We start from the raw sequence: 18437 nt of genomic DNA, 5'->3' as shown, positions 1-18437 counted from the left end.
TAATTGGAGCGGCTTGAATTAAACTGGAAAACTTTCAGCCGTTTTTTGGATTTTTTCAGCTGATATTGAAAAATTTTCAGCCTGATTCGAACTTTTAAATTGGCTATATTACATGATAAGTACTGCCAAAATAAATAATCTGCTGCTATTATTCGAAAATTTTCTTGTATTTCTGCAAGACTTGAATTATAATAATAAAGGTCCGGTAATAAACAGTGTTTTACATAATATTGTGCTTGGCTAATCTTCCCTGAAATTTGGGCGAAGGTTCCAAGAAGAAAAAAATGTTGTACCACATACTTTAACTTGGCTCGGTAGCTCAGTCGGTAGAGCAAAGGACTGAAAATCCTTGTGTCGGCGGTTCGATTCCGTCCCGAGCCACTCAAAAAGACATGATCCTTTTAGGATGCATGTCTTTTTTATTTTTGTGACTTTTTTGTCATGAAAAATCCTTGTTAAATGGGCATATATTTACAGGAAACAGTAAATTATGACACCAATAATACAGAAATGTTACATTTTTCAAAATCACTAGGTAATTGTCTGATAATATGCTAATTTAATATAGTGGTAAAAAAATAGAATTTTGTCGAAATAGAACTATTTGCTTATAAAATGATAGATAAAGTACTTAGCAGTGGTTAATTGGGAGGAAATTAAATCGTGTTTAAGCGCATAAATGGATCCTTTGGAAACAACACTCAATATACAAATAACAACATAATGAAGAAGGCTTTTTTTAGTTTGGCATTTGCTGGAGGTCTGTCATTAGGCATTGGATCAGCATCTGCAGAAGAAAAACTTGAAACCGTTTATCATGTCTATTTAGATGGAGATCTAGCTGGTACAGTAGACAGTCAGCAGTTAATTGATGACCTTTCAAAGCAGAAAATTGATGAGGCCAAAAAGAACTATAAAGATTATCAATTAACGGTTGAAGAAATTGAAATCATCCCTGAACAAATGTTTCGTCCTGTTTCGAATAATGATGAAACGTTAAACAAACTGAATGAAGAACTTGATGTTGTGGCAGTAGCTGCTTCCATTAAAGTAAACGATAAAAACGTTGCTTACTTCAAAAACAAAGAAGAAGCCGAAAGCGTATTGAATAAATTTAAAGGCAAATATGTTTCAGAGGAAGTTTTAAAGCAGCTGGATACACTAAAAGATTCCACCGTGCCTCTGCAGCCTATTAAAGAAAACCAATCACGTATATTAGACGTTTCCTTTTCTGATAAAGTTTCAGTAACTGAAGAAAAAGTTTCTCCCGACAAGCTGATTACTGCTGAGGAAGGCTTAAAGCTTCTTGAAAAAGGAACACTTGAAGAGAAAAAGCATAAAGTCAATGATACAGATGTACTCAGTGAAGTAGCTGCTGATTATAAGCTTTCTTTAGAAGATTTGCTAGCACTGAATCCAAGTCTAAAAGATGAAGATGTCATTAAGCCTGGAGAAGAATTGAATGTAAAAGAGTATAAACCATTTACAAATGTACTTGTAAAAGAAGAAGTATCAAAGAAAGAAGCAATTGCCTATGAAACAGAAGTGATTGAAGATTCTACTATGTTCAAAGGCGACAAGGAAACGAAGCAAGAAGGTAAAGACGGTCAAAAGCTGTTAAATTATATTGTTTTTAAAGAAAATGGCAATGAAGTGAAACGTGAAACCACAAAAGATGAAACCCTTACTGAACCAGTAAAAGAAATTATCGTCAAAGGCACGAAAATCGTTCCTTCACGCGGAAACGGTTCATTAGCATGGCCCGCTGTAGGCGGATATGTTTCAAGCAAGCTTGGAACCCGCTGGGGGAAAATGCATAAAGGGATAGATATTGCCCGTCCAAGCGATCGTACGATTAAAGCTGCCGACAATGGAAAAATAATTTCTGCAGGCAACTCTGGAGCTTATGGAAATAAAGTTGAAATTGACCATGGCAATGGAATGGTAACGGCTTATGCTCACTTAGACTCTATTTCGGTTTCAGTAGGTCAAACAGTATCTCAAGGACAAAAAATCGGTGTGATGGGATCTACTGGACGTTCTACCGGTGTTCATTTGCACTTCGAAGTTTACCAGAATGGAAAATTGAAAAATCCGCTTGATTACGTGAAAAAATAACCTCTAGCTTTGCTAGAGGTTTTCCTCTTTTTAGCTCGGCAAAATGCCGAGTTTTTGTCTTCACTGAAATAAATAAGGCTGAGGCTGAAAATTTAGCGGGTTCAACGTACTTACCTCTTTTCGCACTTCCGCTGGTTCACCGCGGCACATTTAGGAAATAGCTAAAAATAAATACGCCTTGAAAAGATGAATCTGTTAGGTAGAAGTGGTAAATTAAGAATAAGGAAAGAAACACCTTATATAAAAGGGGCGATTGGCCATGGAAAAGAAAATCTTAGTTGTTGATGATGAAAAGCCGATTGCAGACATTCTGCAATTTAACTTAAAAAAAGAGGGTTATGAAGTATTTTGTGCCTATGATGGAAATGAAGCACTGGAAATGGTAGAAGAAATTCAGCCTGATCTCATCCTTTTAGATATTATGCTTCCGAATAAAGATGGAATGGAAGTATGCCGTGAAGTCCGGAAAAAACACGAAATTCCAATTATCATGCTGACAGCAAAAGATTCTGAAATTGATAAAGTGCTTGGACTTGAACTGGGCGCAGATGACTATGTAACAAAACCGTTCAGCACCAGAGAGCTTTTAGCTCGCGTAAAAGCCAATTTAAGAAGATTGCAGGCTCTTCCTCCAGAACAGCAAACAGATAAAAATGAAATTGAAATCGGTTCATTAACGATTCATCCTGATGCGTATGTCGTCTCTAAACGAGGTGAAACAATTGAACTGACTCATCGTGAGTTTGAATTGCTTCACTATTTAGCCAAACATATCGGACAAGTCATGACGCGCGAACACCTTCTTCAAACCGTTTGGGGCTATGATTATTTTGGTGACGTCCGCACTGTAGATGTGACTGTTCGCAGACTTAGGGAGAAAATCGAAGATAACCCGAGTCATCCGACTTGGATTGTGACACGAAGAGGTGTCGGGTATTACTTGCGAAACCCTGAACAGGAGTAGGTTTCATGAATAAAGTAGGTTTTTTTAGATCAATTCATTTTAAATTCGTCATGGTTTATGTGCTTCTGATCATGATTGCCATGCAGATCATTGGAGTCTATTTTGTACAGCAGCTTGAGAGATCTTTAACAGAAAACTTTAACACCTCCATTACACAAAGAATTAATTTCATTAATTACAGCATAGAACAGGAAATGACAAAAGAACGAACAGAAGATTCTGCAGACACATTTCCGACACTAGAAGAGGATATCACGGCTATTTTAAAGGATTTTGCAAAGGATGAAATTCAGGAAATTAGAGTCATTGATAAAAATAGCCGCGTAATCGCTACATCAGATCCGAATAATAGTGATATTATCGGGAAAAGGACGACTGAAGTTCTCGTAAAGCGGACGCTTGTATTCGAAAAGCCTGATGAAAAAGTCTATATTGAACGTGATACAAGCAGACGAGTATGGATTTCATCAACCCCTATTAAAAATATAGACCAAGAAACCATTGGTGCTCTTTACCTAGTCGCTTCCATGGAAGAAGTCTTTTCTCAAATGCGGGTGATTAATGGAATCCTGGCTACTGGGACAGGTATTTCCTTGGCAATTACCGCTATTCTGGGTGTATTCCTTGCACGTACTATTACAAGGCCAATGTCTGATATGAGAAAACAGGCGATTGAGCTTGCTAAGGGCAATTTCTCCAGAAAAGTTAGAGTATACGGCGAGGATGAAATTGGCCAGCTTGCAATCACGTTTAATAATCTGACGGATAAACTTGAAGAAGCACAAGCATCTACAGAAGGAGAACGCAAGAAGCTGGCATCTGTTATTGCGCATATGACAGATGGCGTCATCGCAACAAATCGAACTGGGGAAGTCATACTAGTTAACAATCCTGCCCTGGAAATGCTTAATGTTTCACGTGAAACTGTTTATGAGGTGCCGATTACTAAAATCCTTGGAATTGAAGATGAGTATACGTTTGATAGTTTGATTGAACAGCAGGACTCACTTATTTTAGATGCAAGTACTGAAGATAAGCCGTACATCCTGAGAGTTAACTTCTCAGTTATTCAAAAAGAGCAAAAATGGAATAATGGTCTGATTGCCGTTATTTATGATATTACTGAACAGGAAAAAATTGATGAGGAAAGACGTGAATTTGTAGCAAACGTATCTCATGAACTCAGAACACCGCTTACGACGATGAGAAGCTACTTAGAAGCACTTGCCGATGGAGCCTGGGAAGACAAAGAAATTGCTCCTCAATTTTTAAACGTCACTCAAAATGAGACAGAACGAATGATTCGTCTTGTTAATGATCTGCTGCAGCTTTCAAAACTGGACAGCAAAGATTATCGCTTCAATAAAGAATGGATTAACTTTACCAATTTCTTCAATCAGATTATTGATCGCTTTGAGATGACAAAGGAACAGCACGTGACTTTTTTGCGCAAGCTGCCCGAGGAAAAACTTTATGTGGACATTGATCCTGATAAGATTACTCAAGTGCTGGATAACATTATTTCCAATGCTCTCAAATATTCACCAGAGGGCGGTCTGATAACTTTTAAGGCTGAAGTTCATGAGGATAAGCTTCAAATCAGCGTAACAGACCAGGGGATGGGAATTCCAAAAGGAACTGAGAACAAGATATTTGAGCGTTTTTACCGTGTAGACAAAGCGCGGACAAGAAAGCTCGGTGGAACAGGTCTCGGCCTTGCTATAGCAAAAGAGATGATCGGTGCGCATGACGGGGAAATATGGGCGAAAAGTGTGGAAGGAAAAGGGACAACGATCTTATTTACTCTTCCATTTACCCGGGATCAAGAGGATGATTGGGATGAATCGTGAACAAGTAAAAACAGTTATATTAGTGCTCCTGGTCTGCTCCAGTGTGTTTTTTACGTATAATCTGTGGACCTTTAAGCCTAACTATGACTTTATACAAAACAGCCAGTATTTAGAAAATGAACCTATCAGCCAAGAGAAAAAAGAGCCGGCCAATGTGATCCGTCCCTATCAGATGTTTGTCCATCAAAATACCGAGCATTATGGGACGTTTAAAGCTGAACATATTGATTTCCTATGGAATCAGCTGAGAAACTGGAATATCAGTGAAGTGAAAAATGTCTCAAACCGATATACCTCTGATCAGCTTGATGAGTGGCTGAATGGAAAAAGTGAAACGAAAAAAATAGAATTTATTTTCAGTGACAAAATTCCATTTGAAATCTTTCAATCTATCCTTCAATATAAATCGCAAAAAACAATCTACTCTTCTTTTGACCGGATTGTTCTGCCGCAGGGAAAAGCAAATCAGCCGCAAAAAATCATTTTCGTTTCTGTAGAGCAAAGACTGGTATATGAAGCATCGATCAGCAGCGAAAATGCAAAAAACTTCATAGCATCCATCATTGAAAAAAAGGAAAACCTGGACCCTTACGTTTCAATAGATCTCCCAGAAGATAAGAACTTGCTTCTTCCAGAGGGCAAAATTGAATTGGATCAGAGGAAGTATATCATTGAATCCATTAACGGTGAGGATTTCAAACAGGCGCTCTTTACGAATCCAAGCTATGTAAGAAGAGAAATGAAGCCTACTCAGAACGTCTATACAGACGGGACAAGCTTACTGACCGTTTATCCAAGCCAGGAGAGATTAAGGTTTGTCAATCCGACCATTGATCCGAGCATGTTTATTGAACGGGGCAAAGCTATGAAACAAAGCATTGAGTTCTTAAACGATCATGGCGGCTGGACAGATGAGTATCAGTTTTACAACATGGATCCTGACAGCCAGCTCGTCTCATTTCGTCTGATGGTTGACTTTATTCCAGTGTTTGAAAATAACACCAATACGTTTGGACCGACTGAAATTTCCATGCGCTGGGGCAATAACGAAATTGCGACATATTTGCGCCCTCTATACGGTTTGGATACAGGATTTGTTCGGAATGCAGTGAAAATGCCAAACAGCACAGAAATCCTGAGTCTGCTTGAGCAGAAAAAGTCCATTGAAAAAGAAAATGTGAAGCGGGTATTTCCTGCTTATGAAATGTCTGCAACTGCAGAACCGAGAATTGTTGAACTTAAGCCGTACTGGTACGCTGAAACGGTGAGCGGCCAATTTATAAAACTGCAAACAGGAAATGAAACGCTTGGAGGTAAAACTGATGGATTGGAGTAAGACGAAATCCATTTTTATACTGGCATTTCTGGTTCTGAATACATTTTTAGCGATACAATATTTTAATATTATCATTACAAACAGCAGATATGACGTCATTCAAAAAGCTACGATTGAAGAACAGCTTGCAGCTGAGGGAATTACCTACGGCGAGCTTCCTAAAGGAAATGAAAAAGGGGCTTACATCACAGCTGAAAGCAAGGTTTTCTCAGAGGAAGAACTGAAGGCATTATCCAATCAGGAGATTCTTAATGTTGAAAATAACTTCACCGGATTAAAAGCAGAATTTGAAAAGCCGATTGGACTGCCTGAGACAAATACTCAGACCAAATTGAATCAGATAGTCCGCGAGAACATTCTGTACGGAGATCAATATGTCTTATGGAAGACTGATAAAGTCAAAAATACGATTGTCTATATTCAAACATATAATGATAGAATGGTCTTTCAGGACCTTTCTACTGATCAAAACATCGGAATGCTGACCCTCTATTTAAATGATAAGAATCAGATTGTCAGCTATGAGCAGACAATGCTTGAAAATATTGAGGACCTGGAAGAAAGACAGGACACCCTCCCTGCCCTCAAGGCACTGGAGGCTCTCTACAACAAAAATGATTTAAAGCCAAACAGCAAAGTGACAGAGGTGCAATTTGGCTACTATACACCTTTTCCTTTATCAGGAGAACAGATTCTGGCGCCAACGTGGCATATCGTTGTAAATGATAAAGAAGATTATTATGTTAATGCATTAGAAGGACAAGTGATCCGATCTAATGAAAAATTGGAGTGAGAAACGATGAGCTTGCAATTCAGTGTTCTCGCAAGCGGAAGCACGGGCAATGCCACTTATATAGAAACAGATCAGCATTCATTGCTCGTTGATGCGGGATTCAGCGGAAAACAAATGGAAGTGCTGTTTCAGATGATCGGAAAGAAAATCAATCAGTTATCCGGTATTCTGGTTACCCACGAGCACAGTGATCATATAAAAGGTTTGGGGATTCTTGCAAGAAAATACAATTTGCCGATTTATGCGAATGAGAAAACGTGGAATGCGATGGAGGGGCAGATTGGAGCCATTCATCCTGATCAAAAGTTTATTTTCCAAACGGGCACCGTTCAGTCATTTGGAGGACTTGATGTAGAATCATTCGGCGTGTCGCATGATGCAGCAGAGCCGATGTTTTATGCCTTTCACCATGAGGGCAAGAAGCTGGCACTAATTACGGATACAGGGTATGTGAGTGACAGAATGAAAGGGATCATTGATAATGCGGATGCCTTTGTTTTTGAAAGCAACCATGATGTGGACATGCTCAGAATGGGTCACTATCCGTGGAGTGTCAAACGCAGGATATTAAGCGATGTCGGCCATGTATCAAATGAAGATGCTGCGCTTGCAATGACCGATGTAATCGGAGATAAAACAAAAAGAATTTACCTTGCGCATTTAAGCAAAGACAACAATATGAAAGAGCTCGCAAGGATGTCTGTGGAGCAGACTCTTGCGAGTAAAGGATTCATGTCCGGCGAACAGTTTGAATTGTACGATACAGATCCTAAAAACCCAACGCCTCTCGTTACTGTTTAAGATATAAAAATAGATTTTTTTGGATATCCTTTGAGTATAATATTGCTAAGAAATACACACTATTCATACATGGTTTGTCTGTGTGAAAGGATGGGTGAGAAAATCGATGGGGTATTACGATCAGGACTATGAACAGTATAATCGAAGACAAAAGGGAAACCGGGGCGGGAAGTTTCTGCCAGGCCTGCTTGGCGCTATTTTGGGAGGTCTTCTTGTCATTTTTTCCATTCCGGTGCTTGCAAATATGGACATCCTTCCATATGATCTTGCTTTAGGAGATGACGAAGAAAACGGTGAGGATCAGACTCCAAACGCAACCGAACCTTCCAAAAACATTTCAGTCGATGTAAGCACGGCTGTTACCCAAGCTGTCGACAAAGTCTCAAAAGCTGTCGTTGGCGTGGTTAATATTCAGGAAGCAGGTTTCTGGAATGAAAAAGGCGAAGCGGGAACAGGATCAGGTGTTATTTACAAAAAAGAAGGCGGCAATGCTTTTGTTGTCACCAATTATCATGTAATCGCCGGAGCTGCCCAGATCGAACTTAGCTTAAGTGATGGAACCCGTGTACCTGCTGAAGTTTTAGGAAGCGATGAGCTGATGGATTTGGCCGTTCTCCGAACAGAAAGCAAACAAGTGGAGCAAGTCGCGGAATTCGCTAATTCCGACAATGTGAAGCCTGGAGAACCTGTCATTGCCATTGGTAATCCGTTAGGCCTTCAATTTTCAGGATCTGTCACACAGGGTATCATTTCTGGTACAGAAAGAGCGATTCCGGTTGATTCCAATAACGATGGCGAGGTTGACTGGAATGCAGAAGTTCTTCAGACTGATGCAGCCATCAACCCTGGAAACAGCGGCGGAGCGCTCGTAAATATCGACGGACAATTAATTGGCATTAACTCAATGAAGATTGCCCAATCAGCAGTAGAAGGCATCGGGCTTGCTATTCCGATCAATCTTGCTGCTCCAATCATTGATGACTTAGAAAAGTACGGAGAAGTCAGACGCCCGTTCCTTGGCATTGGCATGCGTTCTTTAAATGAAGTATCAAGCTATCATTGGGAACAAACACTGAAGCTTCCGGATAAAGTACGGTCAGGTGTAGTGGTCATGAGCGTAAATCCGGTCTCACCGGCAGGCCAGGCTGGACTGAAAGAGCTTGATGTTATTACGGAATTCGATGGCCAAGAAGTAAAAGACATTATCGACCTTAGAAAACAGTTATATAAAAAAGCTGTTGGAGAAAGTATAGAACTTATTTTTTACCGGGCAGGAAAAGAACAATCGGTTAAGCTTAAGCTGGGAGAAGAACAGGAGGGTTAATTTCTCCTGTTTTTTCATTGTAAGAAAAAACGTATATAAATTTCCGCATTGGTGTCTAGCTCTATCGCCCAACTTCTCGGCCAGAGCAAATCTTTCATGCCTGAGCTAAACGGGCGCTTACGCTTTTCTTGATCACATGTGGATAAAAGGAGAAAACAAATGAAATGCTGTGAAGAACACATCGAATTAGCCATTGATATGTATGTAGATGAGCATGAAATTGCGCCAGAAATCGAAAAAATCAGAGAAATCAACAAGTTATCCACAACCTGTGAATTGTGCACAAACCCTGCTGTATATATAGTGGGGAACTAATATTCGCACACTAAATGTGGATAAGTTGTGCACAAATGTGGATAACATCTGTTGGTAATCTGTTCTTAAGTGGGGATAGTCTGTGAATATAACAATTTGTACAATCGGAAAGTTAAAAGAGAAATATCTAAAACAAGGAATTGATGAATTTTTAAAGCGATTAACACCATATGCAAAAGTCGAAATCATCGAACTGCCTGACGAAAAAGCGCCTGAAAACCTCAGTGAGTCTGAAATGGAAATGGTAAAGCAAAAAGAAGGCGAACGCATTCTTTCGAAGATTTCGGATGACTCTCATGTCATTGCGTTGGCGATAGAAGGGAAAATGAAATCGTCTGAGCAGCTTGCATCTGACTTGGATCGCCTTGCTACATATGGTAAAAGCAAAGTTGCATTTGTTATTGGGGGATCGCTGGGATTGAGCAGCGAGGTCATGAAGCGGGCGAATGATACGCTTTCTTTTTCAAAAATGACGTTTCCTCATCAATTAATGCGATTGATTTTGGTGGAGCAGGTTTATCGGGCTTTTCGGATTAATCGAGGGGAACCGTATCATAAGTAAATGAGGTTTTTTTAGAAAAATAAAAAGTCAAAAATGAAAAAGTTATGAGTATAACTTTTTCATTTTTGGTGTTTATAAGGAAGATCAACATCCGTTACATTAATATAGCCTTTCTAATTAAAAAAGCAAAGGAAAAGTAAATGTAACGAAAGCCGCCCAAAGTCCGTAAACTGGCAAATACTTAGTGACCGCATCTTGGATGGGTGAAGGTCCGGTCTTGTTTTGTAGAAAACGCATATATGAGACCATAATCCAAATAAGATTTCCCCAGATAAGTATGTTTACACCTAAAACAGCAAGTCTGTTTGGTGTAAGCCCATAAGAAGAAAGTCTGAACACGATGGCTGACAAAGCCACACTGTCAATGATAAGCGCAAGAACAATTAAGGAAAAATTTATATAATCTGAAATGTTCTTTTTCTCGTCTGAGTCGCTTTCGGTAATAGAAAATATGGTAACGGCCAATACACCAAGGAGTATTCCGTTGAAGGCTATCAGGAAATTGCGGTCCAAGAATGGATTTTTTCCGACCCATATAACCGTTAAAAGATAGACCAACAATGTGGCCAGGACAAGAGGACTAAAAATTTTAGCTATATATGGTGTAATATTCTTAGCAAGTTTAAGATTCATTGATACCAGGTATGCAGCCACAATAGCGAGAGCGGCAGCACCAAATAAAACGATATTACTAAAATAGAATTCTTCTATATCCAAGCCAACAAAGCTAAATAACTGCATGGTTAATGCCGCTAGCACCATTCCGCTAACTGCCATGCTGGCGTAGAGAATACAATATTCCAAATTAAATTTAATATAGGCTAATCTTGTACTGCCTTTTGAATATTCATTTCCTGTAAATGCAAGCCCTACCAATACCCATAAGAATATGGGAAGGTGTAAATAAGCAAGGATAATACTGTCTTTATAATTTAATGGTAGCATATTAAGATAAAACCCGGAAATTAGGAACAACGCTGCAAGGGAATAAATAACACTTTTTTTCGGAGTATTATTGTAAACAAAATAGGCAGCAATAAAGGGAATTATACCAAAAGCCAGGTTAATTGGAGCAATTGCTTCCTGTTCGACATAATGGAAAATGATTCTGGTGCTTATCCCAGCCAGAATGGCTAAAATGCCCATGAATAAGAAACCTTTTTGAAGCAAGGAAGATTTTTCTGAATGTGCCGTCTCCTTGAAATGCAATCTTTCATACCAAATGCCAAGAACCTGAGAATCAGGGTTTTGTTCCCATGCGTCTGAGAATGACTTTTTAAAGGCTTTGGGGTCATTTCTAAACATTCTCTCCAGCTCATGGGGATTAGCAATATTTTCAATAATTAAATTGTTACTGTCCATGATTATACCTCCCTTAATAATTGTCATATTAAGTCCTACTTTCCTCAACAATGTTTATTAATCAAACTCTCTTACCTTTGACTGTCTTCGTCACTTTTGTATTCTAAAATATCTCCAGGCTGACATTCTAATGATTTACAAATCGCCTCTAGAGTTGATAATCGAATCGCTTTTGCCTTTCCATTTTTCAATATAGAAAGATTCGCCATCGTGATGCCAACCCTCCGAAAGTACCGTTACGCTCATTTTCCTTTTAGCCAACATCACATCAATATTGATTATAATTGCCATTGGTTTCACCTCATATCGTTAAATCATTTTCTGATTTTATATCGATGGCATTTTTTAATAGCTTTTGAAGAACAGCAGCAAAGACTGCAATCATCATTGAAGCAAAAGGAACAACCAATCCGACAAAGATGACACCTGGGGCGTCGTCTTTCTCCGCAAAGAGATAGAAGCGTGGCAAGACTAGCACATGCAAGGTACTGATTGTGATGGCACAGAATTTGATATTCCTCAAAGAATATACAGATAGTTGCGAGAAAGCTTTATTTTTGTCAATATAGCGTAAAAGTTTAAAAGCCTGATACAAAGCAAAGTAAAAGGGAATCGCCGATGCATCAAAAACGATAGTAACGAGGTATTTGATCAAATCAAACTCTGGAAGCAATTTGCTGCAATATTACCTAACTCAGGTACCAAAAAGATGCATAAAGCAAGAACTGGAAAGCCCATAAGAACAACTGCTAACTTTAAAAATAGTGATGAAAAGCACCTCTCATAAGGATTGTTTATTAGATATTAACATGTTATTTATTGATAAACAATAAATTATTATTCATTTATATAATATTTTTGTTGTTAATAAGTTATTAAGGCGAAAATAAAAAGCATTCCTCTTTACAAAGAAATGCTCTATAGGGTGTATCTCATGAGCCTCAATTGAATTACTGTTAATACTAAAAAAAGCTAACTTTGTGTATAAAAAAAGTGAGCCGCAAATGAGCCAAATATAAATTGAAGAACCTCATTTAGATGTGTCACGGGGAACCGTACCATAAGTAAATGAGGTCTTTCCTTATATGTTGTGTATAGTTGCAGAAAAAAGATGAGCCTTTTCTAAATCAGATAAATCTCATCTTTTTTTATGTCTATCTATTTGAACGTTAGAAAAACGAAGGTTTGTGAAGTTGAAAAAATTGAATCAACTTTGTAAGAACTAGACAAGAGATTTAAATAGAATATAAAACTTCCTTTCTAAGTTCTAGTTTTTGATATACAAGGGCAAACAGCATTGCTGGCAGGGTACAAACAATCATTCCGATAAAGGCATATCTTGGCTCAATTTCGTATAAATAGCCCCCGAAAATTGTAAACACTGCAGTGCTCCAGCTAAGTGCAAGCGCTGAATACATGCCTTGTGCTTTCGCAATCTGCGCGTGTGGAATGTTTTTGATTAAGTATTTCATAAAGGCATAATGCCCCATAGCAAACGAGAATGCATGTAAAGTTTGCGCGATACAAAAAACAATTACATTTGGAAAGGCGAACACTAGTATCCAACGTACGGAAGAACCAATTGCTGCTAATGTCAGTAAGGAGCCTACTGAAAATTTATTAAAGCTTTTATCTGCAATTGAGAAGAATATGATTTCTGCAATCACGGCAATGTTAATAATGAGACCAATTAGGTATATTGGTGCATGGATTTCTTGTAGAAAAATATAGCCATAATTGTAATAAGTAGCATGTGCCGCTTGCAGTAAAATGACAATAATAAGTATCAAACCAAAGTGTTTGATACGGAATAAATGTAACATGCCCACTTTCTGTGTTTTGTCGACTTGCGGCTTTTTAGATAAAATATCAGGTGCACGCATAAAACCAAGACACACAAATACCAATGTGCCAAGTAACAGCGTCCAAAAAATCACTTTATCTCCAAACATTCCTGTAAAAATGGTTAAAATCATGCCGACCGAGACAAACCCAATCGATCCCCACTGACGACTTCTTCCGTAATGTCTTAATTGTTTACTTTGCACAAGTACACTGGCAGCACTATCTAAAGCAGGCATCAATGTTGGGTAAAATAGGTGTAAGACGATCGTTACTACTAGTAAACCAGCAAAGGAGCTTGCCGGAATATAACAAAGAATGGCAGCCAGTGTGCCAATTCCCGCCACATTTAATTGTATTTTACTGCTAAATCTCCCTGATAAATAAGGAAATGCAAATAATGTAGAAATGCCTCTAGCAATTAAACCAAAGCTCATTATCAAACTAGCTTGTGAGACTGTAATTCCTTTTGTATAAATCATCCACCCTGACCAATAAGGTAGAAAAATGCCCCATGTCATAAAAAAACTAAAAAACTGTATACTCATCCAGCGTTGTGTGTTCATTCTTATCCTCCTCATTGATTGCATGATATCATGGAATTAAATATGAATAATATGAGATATCTCATATTTTTGAGGTGGAATATGGAAGTTTACAAAGGTGAGAAAAAGCGGTTGTATTTGGAGAATAACTCAATCGCACATCTATTTTCCTTTCAAGTTAAAGAGTTTATGGAAGTACACGAATACAGGCGAGATGAATGGATTATTCTAGAGGGCATGAGACCGGATTTCTTATTTTATGTAATGGAAGGAAGAGCAAAAATATATGTAACACATCGAAATGGGAAAGTATCCTTAATTAATTTTATCAATGCAAAAGACTACATTGGGGAAATGGAATTATTAAATGATGTGTACTATACAAAAGGGATTCAAGCATCAACGAAGACCATTTGTTTTGCGCTTCCAATTTATCGATATCGTACACAATTGCTGGAGGATGCAAAATTTCTGCGTGAATTAACCAAGTTTTTAAGTGTAAAGGCAACACTTATGGCAGCGAAGTATTCACAAAGCCTCGCTTTCCCGCTTGAAAACCGGCTTGCGGATTTTATTTTGCAAACTGCTGATGAAGGGATTTATAAGGAGAAACACGTAACAGTTTGTGATTATCTAGGTGTATCCTACCGGCACTTATTGCATGTACTTACACAATTTTGCGATAAAAAGTACTTGCAAAAGAAAGGGCGGAACTATCAAATTAAACAATACCATTCATTGTATGAACTTGCCGAAGTGTTGAAGAATAAATAACCATTTAGATAAATGGGATGGTATGTTGAGTTTTTTGTCATCTGCCTTATCTTTTCTTATAGAATAGGGAAGAGGAATTATTCATCATGTAGTTTTAGTTTGCTAGAATTCTTTTAAAAATTCCAGTTGATTATCCAATGTGATTGGATCACTGAAGGATGCTGCTTTCGCATCCATTTCAAATACGCAGTTTTGTTTCTAACAGCGGGCATATTCTTGTATGTTTCAGTTTCTTGGAATGAATTATCAACATTAAATTATATATTTCAGCCTTTTTAAGATTCTCTATAAGGAGGTAATTCTTCCTGTTCAACATCTGTATTTGAGGATGATAAAAAGAAGAAAAGTCTATCCGAATTTATTTTTTCGTTGCCTGTCACTCCTCGATTTTTGTCGATGAATGATAGGTTTTTTAATGAGTTCAATGTGAAAGAATAATAGAATAGAATTAGCAATAAAAATAGTTCTTTGATTCGAAAAAAACAACAAATACATTTGTCGCTGTGCTAACGTGGAGAGACTAAGCTTATAAGAAAAGAGGGGATGTACATATGAAAATAAATCGATTAATTGCGAACAATATTAACAAATTAGATGCAGCACTTCCAGCAGATAAATCGTTAGGAATTGCTGGTTTGTCTGGATCTGGCAAAACCACTTTTTGTCAAACCATTGGTGAAGAATCCAAGAAGCGTCTCGTTTCTTTATTGCCAAAGGCTGAATATCAGTATTTGTTTTCTAATATTATGGAAACGAATTTCAGTGCCATCAAGATGGAAGAGATGCCTTTAGTCCTTTTTCTCGGAAGATCATCCATTTCTTCCAATCCACGTTCAACCATTGGCACACATACTGGCGTGTTTACAGAGATTCGTGAGCGTCTTGCTGAAAAATTTAATCTTTCTCCAGAAGTGTTTTCATTTAATAATGAATTAGGCTGGTGTCCAGGTTGTAAAGGACGCGGAACGACCAAAAATGTCGAATGTAAAAAGTGTGGGGGTAAACGCTTTAATCAAGAAGTTGAACAATATACGATTGAATTATTTGATCAGCCACATACGATTTCCGATATCAACAACTTAAGCGTTGAATCCATTCTTTCACAAGCAGAAATTTTACATATTAGTGAAGCAAAACAACATGTTCTCAAAAATATTATCAATATGAATATTGGCTACTTAACATTAAATCGAATTATGGGTACATTGTCAGGTGGAGAATTAACACGGCTTTACTTGGCAGAATTCATGGCAGTAAGTGAAAATACCGTTATTATTATTGATGAAATCTCAGTGGGTCTTGATCACCAAACACTATTGAACATTTTAGAACAGATTAAACAATTAGGCTATAAGAATCAAATTTGGTTCATTGATCATTCTGACACAGTGCTCGATGTAACGGATGAGCAATTGTTCTTTGGACCTGGCAGTGGTAAATATGGCGGAAAAATTGTGGAAGAATCACCGCGCCCACAACCAATCCATTGGGAACGAAATCAGGCAATGCCAACAGAATACTATCAATTTCATGATCTTTATTGCCGTAATATTCAAATGGCTGAATGTCAGATTCCCAAAAATAGACTTGTAACCGTTACGGGTGAGTCTGGATGCGGTAAATCAACACTAGTCAATGAATGTATAACCAAAGATTTTCTGAAGCGATATCCAAAAGATAAACTGGTTATGGTCGGTCAAGATCGAAACCAATCGATTACCAGTCGGTCAACCGTTGCGACTTTTCTTGATATTAAAAAGAAACTCACAAAATTCAGTGAAGAGATTGATGATATTTTTCAGCGCTCGATTGAAGATATTATTGAGGAACTGCCAAATGAAGACATCGCTCATAAACGCTTGAGCTTATTGATCAAACTTGGACTTGGTTATTTGACATTAGAAAGAAAAACACAAACATTGTCGACTGGTGAATTTCAATGTGTTCATTTAGTTTCGGAGCTGTTTGCTAACTCAAGAAACCCGCATACGCTGTTTATTTTTGACGAGCCTTCAAAAGGTTTATCACAAAATATTTTAAACCAATTCATTGATAGTATCAGGGGCATTCTGCAAGATGAATCAGTCTCGATCCTAATGATTGAACATAATGCCTATATGCTGGAAAGTTCTGATTTTATCGTTGATTTTGGTAAAAGAAAGATTGCACCTGTGGAGCATCTTGAAGTTGTCAGTCATGATGATTATTTTCAAGAAAAAAATAAGGAAGATGTCACTGTTCCATCGCCTATTTCTTCTACACTCAAGCAGCAAAGTAGCGTTACCTATTTAGAAGAAAATCATATCGGTTATTTTAAGAATGCAGAAAACATCTATAAGGGCGGTATCTTAAAAAGCTTATCATCAATGGCCCGTTTGATTTACGGTGAATACGAATCTGACACCATTGCACCCGTCATTGCCATTGATCTTGAAAGACACTTGTACAGCCAATATAGTTTTCTTTATGAAATTGGCGGTCTGATTAACCATATAATAGTGTCTCATCCGACCAATAAAGATACGAGAAGCTTTGATTTCTTTTCTCAGGACAATCATTGTCCATCATGCTCGGGACGCCTTGAGATTGAAGTATTTGATAAAGACCTTGTGATTCAAGACAAAAATCTTCCATTCTGGGATGGTCTATTCTATCCAGATGTAATGGAAGTATTAAAATTTTATCAATACCCAAAATTAGAATTTCTATTTGAAGAGATTAAGAATGAGCTTGGTCATGACCTGACGAAAAGCTACAATGAGATGTCAGATGAAGAAAAGCATACATTTTGGTACGGGTATTTTGAAAAGTCATTTTATGATAAGAAAGGCAAGGCACGCCGAACTTGGGTAGGTTTTAATACCATAGTTGGTATGTATATTTTCGTTTCAAAATCAATTATTAAAGAGCAAATGAAAGCTTCTAAAGAAATGATCACATGTCCAATTTGTGAGGGTACTGTTTTAAACCACCATAAACCGCTTAAATTTGGAGACACGGATATTCGAGAGGTTATTCATCAGCCGCTTGATCAAGTGATGAAAACAGTAGGGAAGTTACCGGAACTGGTCAAATTGAAATCGATTGTTGGCGGCGATATGGCCTTGACGGAAGATATCTCCCTGTTGCCAAGGGAGACACAAGTCGCGCTGAAAATGCTTGAACTGGAACTGGCAAGCTTTGTTGGTTATGAAATGGTCTTACAAAATGTCTTACCATTCTGGGACATAATCAAAAACAATATCGAATCCATTAGCAACAATAATCAAGTGACCATCTGTGATTTTCCTGCTATCAATGAAACCAGAGAAACGATTATAGATAAGTATTTCACAAATGGAAAGTACAAAAAACTAACATATGTTTATGAAGCATTTGGTTACAAAAAATTAGTTACCCAAATTAATAAAATTAAAAAAAGCCATCCATGTCCATTTTGTAAAGGAAAGAAAGTAATAACAGAAGATAATCTGCATGATGGTGTGTTTAAATTAACAATTCCATGTGTAAGTTGTTATGCAAGCGGCATCAATGATGAAGGGCGTAAGGAAATCGTCGAAGGCATAGAAGTGCAAACATGGCTAACTGGCAAAGTAAGTGATGTTGTTGCTGAAGAATTACTAACTGAGGGAGTTGCAGATATTCCCATTTTTAATCGTATTCGTGAGTTGGATAAACGAGATATGATGTCCGTTTATCAATGCCTTGAGCAAATTTGAATGATGACTTTGAGTGAATGAATTTTTGATAGAGTGAAATACTCTCGCATAGCGTGAAATAATTGCGATAGACGGATCGTTTTTTAAAGAGAAAGAAATGAAAGACCGCACAAATAGATCTCATTTGTGCGG

General features: G+C 37.8%; 13 protein-coding genes, 1 tRNA gene and 3 pseudogenes. 12 read left to right on the top strand and 5 right to left on the bottom strand.

Features of this window, described 5'->3' with window-relative positions:
• Nucleotides 1-308 precede the first annotated feature (308 nt).
• From K8L98_RS24765 to rlmH, 10 genes are all read left to right on the top strand, one after another.
• Nucleotides 309-381: transfer RNA gene (locus K8L98_RS24765), tRNA-Phe, on the top strand.
• Nucleotides 382-663: 282 nt separating this feature from the next.
• Nucleotides 664-2118: a M23 family metallopeptidase gene (locus tag K8L98_RS24760; protein ID WP_223438818.1), complete on the top strand. Its 1455-nt coding sequence runs from the start codon at nucleotides 664-666 to the stop codon at nucleotides 2116-2118.
• A 259-nt stretch (nucleotides 2119-2377) separates the two neighbouring features.
• On the top strand, nucleotides 2378-3082 hold the full coding sequence (gene yycF, locus K8L98_RS24755) for a response regulator YycF (RefSeq protein ID WP_223438817.1): 705 nt from the start codon (nucleotides 2378-2380) through the stop codon (nucleotides 3080-3082).
• Between the two features lie 5 nt (nucleotides 3083-3087).
• On the top strand, nucleotides 3088-4932 hold the full coding sequence (gene walK, locus K8L98_RS24750) for a cell wall metabolism sensor histidine kinase WalK (RefSeq protein ID WP_223438816.1): 1845 nt from the start codon (nucleotides 3088-3090) through the stop codon (nucleotides 4930-4932).
• Nucleotides 4922-6268 (top strand): YycH family regulatory protein, encoded by a 1347-nt coding sequence (locus tag K8L98_RS24745; protein ID WP_223438815.1) that lies wholly within the window; start codon nucleotides 4922-4924, stop codon nucleotides 6266-6268. Before walK ends, K8L98_RS24745 begins: the two co-directional genes overlap by 11 nt.
• A complete protein-coding gene (locus K8L98_RS24740) occupies nucleotides 6255-7061 on the top strand; it encodes a two-component system regulatory protein YycI (RefSeq protein WP_223438814.1) in 807 nt (268 codons plus the stop codon). Before K8L98_RS24745 ends, K8L98_RS24740 begins: the two co-directional genes overlap by 14 nt.
• A 6-nt stretch (nucleotides 7062-7067) precedes the next feature.
• Nucleotides 7068-7862, top strand: a complete 795-nt coding sequence (locus K8L98_RS24735; protein WP_223438813.1) for an MBL fold metallo-hydrolase — start codon at nucleotides 7068-7070, stop codon at nucleotides 7860-7862.
• 106 nt (nucleotides 7863-7968) lie between these two features.
• On the top strand, nucleotides 7969-9186 hold the full coding sequence (locus K8L98_RS24730) for a S1C family serine protease (protein WP_223438812.1): 1218 nt from the start codon (nucleotides 7969-7971) through the stop codon (nucleotides 9184-9186).
• Nucleotides 9187-9345: 159 nt separating this feature from the next.
• Nucleotides 9346-9501 (top strand): CxxH/CxxC protein, encoded by a 156-nt coding sequence (locus tag K8L98_RS24725; RefSeq protein WP_070878890.1) that lies wholly within the window; start codon nucleotides 9346-9348, stop codon nucleotides 9499-9501.
• A gap of 82 nt (nucleotides 9502-9583) precedes the next feature.
• Nucleotides 9584-10063 (top strand): 23S rRNA (pseudouridine(1915)-N(3))-methyltransferase RlmH, encoded by a 480-nt coding sequence (gene rlmH, locus K8L98_RS24720; protein WP_223438811.1) that lies wholly within the window; start codon nucleotides 9584-9586, stop codon nucleotides 10061-10063.
• A 117-nt stretch (nucleotides 10064-10180) separates the two neighbouring features.
• On the opposite strand, the gene K8L98_RS24715 is transcribed toward rlmH, so the two are convergent.
• The 4 genes and pseudogenes from K8L98_RS24715 to K8L98_RS24700 all read right to left on the bottom strand — a co-directional run bounded on the left by K8L98_RS24715 (nucleotide 10181) and on the right by K8L98_RS24700 (nucleotide 13833).
• Nucleotides 10181-11425, bottom strand: coding sequence for a DUF4153 domain-containing protein (locus K8L98_RS24715; RefSeq protein ID WP_223438810.1), 1245 nt, complete (start codon nucleotides 11423-11425; stop codon nucleotides 10181-10183).
• 71 nt (nucleotides 11426-11496) lie between these two features.
• Nucleotides 11497-11716 (bottom strand): annotated as a pseudogene (locus tag K8L98_RS24710) (helix-turn-helix domain-containing protein).
• 10 nt (nucleotides 11717-11726) lie between these two features.
• A pseudogene (locus K8L98_RS24705) lies at nucleotides 11727-12163 on the bottom strand (DUF2975 domain-containing protein).
• A gap of 497 nt (nucleotides 12164-12660) precedes the next feature.
• Entirely contained in the window at nucleotides 12661-13833 is a 1173-nt protein-coding gene (locus K8L98_RS24700; RefSeq protein WP_223438809.1) for an MFS transporter, read from the bottom strand.
• Nucleotides 13834-13914: 81 nt separating this feature from the next.
• Here K8L98_RS24700 and yeiL point away from each other — a divergent pair, with 81 nt between their 5' ends.
• Entirely contained in the window at nucleotides 13915-14586 is a 672-nt protein-coding gene (gene yeiL, locus K8L98_RS24695) for a transcriptional regulator YeiL (RefSeq protein WP_223438808.1), read from the top strand.
• Between the two features lie 102 nt (nucleotides 14587-14688).
• On the opposite strand, the pseudogene K8L98_RS24690 reads toward yeiL, so the two are convergent.
• Nucleotides 14689-14837: pseudogene (locus K8L98_RS24690) on the bottom strand (ABC transporter substrate-binding protein); the annotation flags it as partial.
• Between the two features lie 300 nt (nucleotides 14838-15137).
• Here K8L98_RS24690 and K8L98_RS24685 point away from each other — a divergent pair.
• Nucleotides 15138-18305 (top strand): ATP-binding cassette domain-containing protein, encoded by a 3168-nt coding sequence (locus K8L98_RS24685; protein WP_223438807.1) that lies wholly within the window; start codon nucleotides 15138-15140, stop codon nucleotides 18303-18305.
• The last annotated feature ends 132 nt before the right edge of the window (nucleotides 18306-18437 follow it).

It is taken from the genome of Metabacillus dongyingensis (assembly GCF_019933155.2).
GTDB lineage: Bacteria > Bacillota > Bacilli > Bacillales > Bacillaceae > Bacillus_P > Bacillus_P dongyingensis.
Note: the sequence above shows the minus strand (reverse complement) of the source record. Positions and strands in the feature narration are given on the sequence as shown.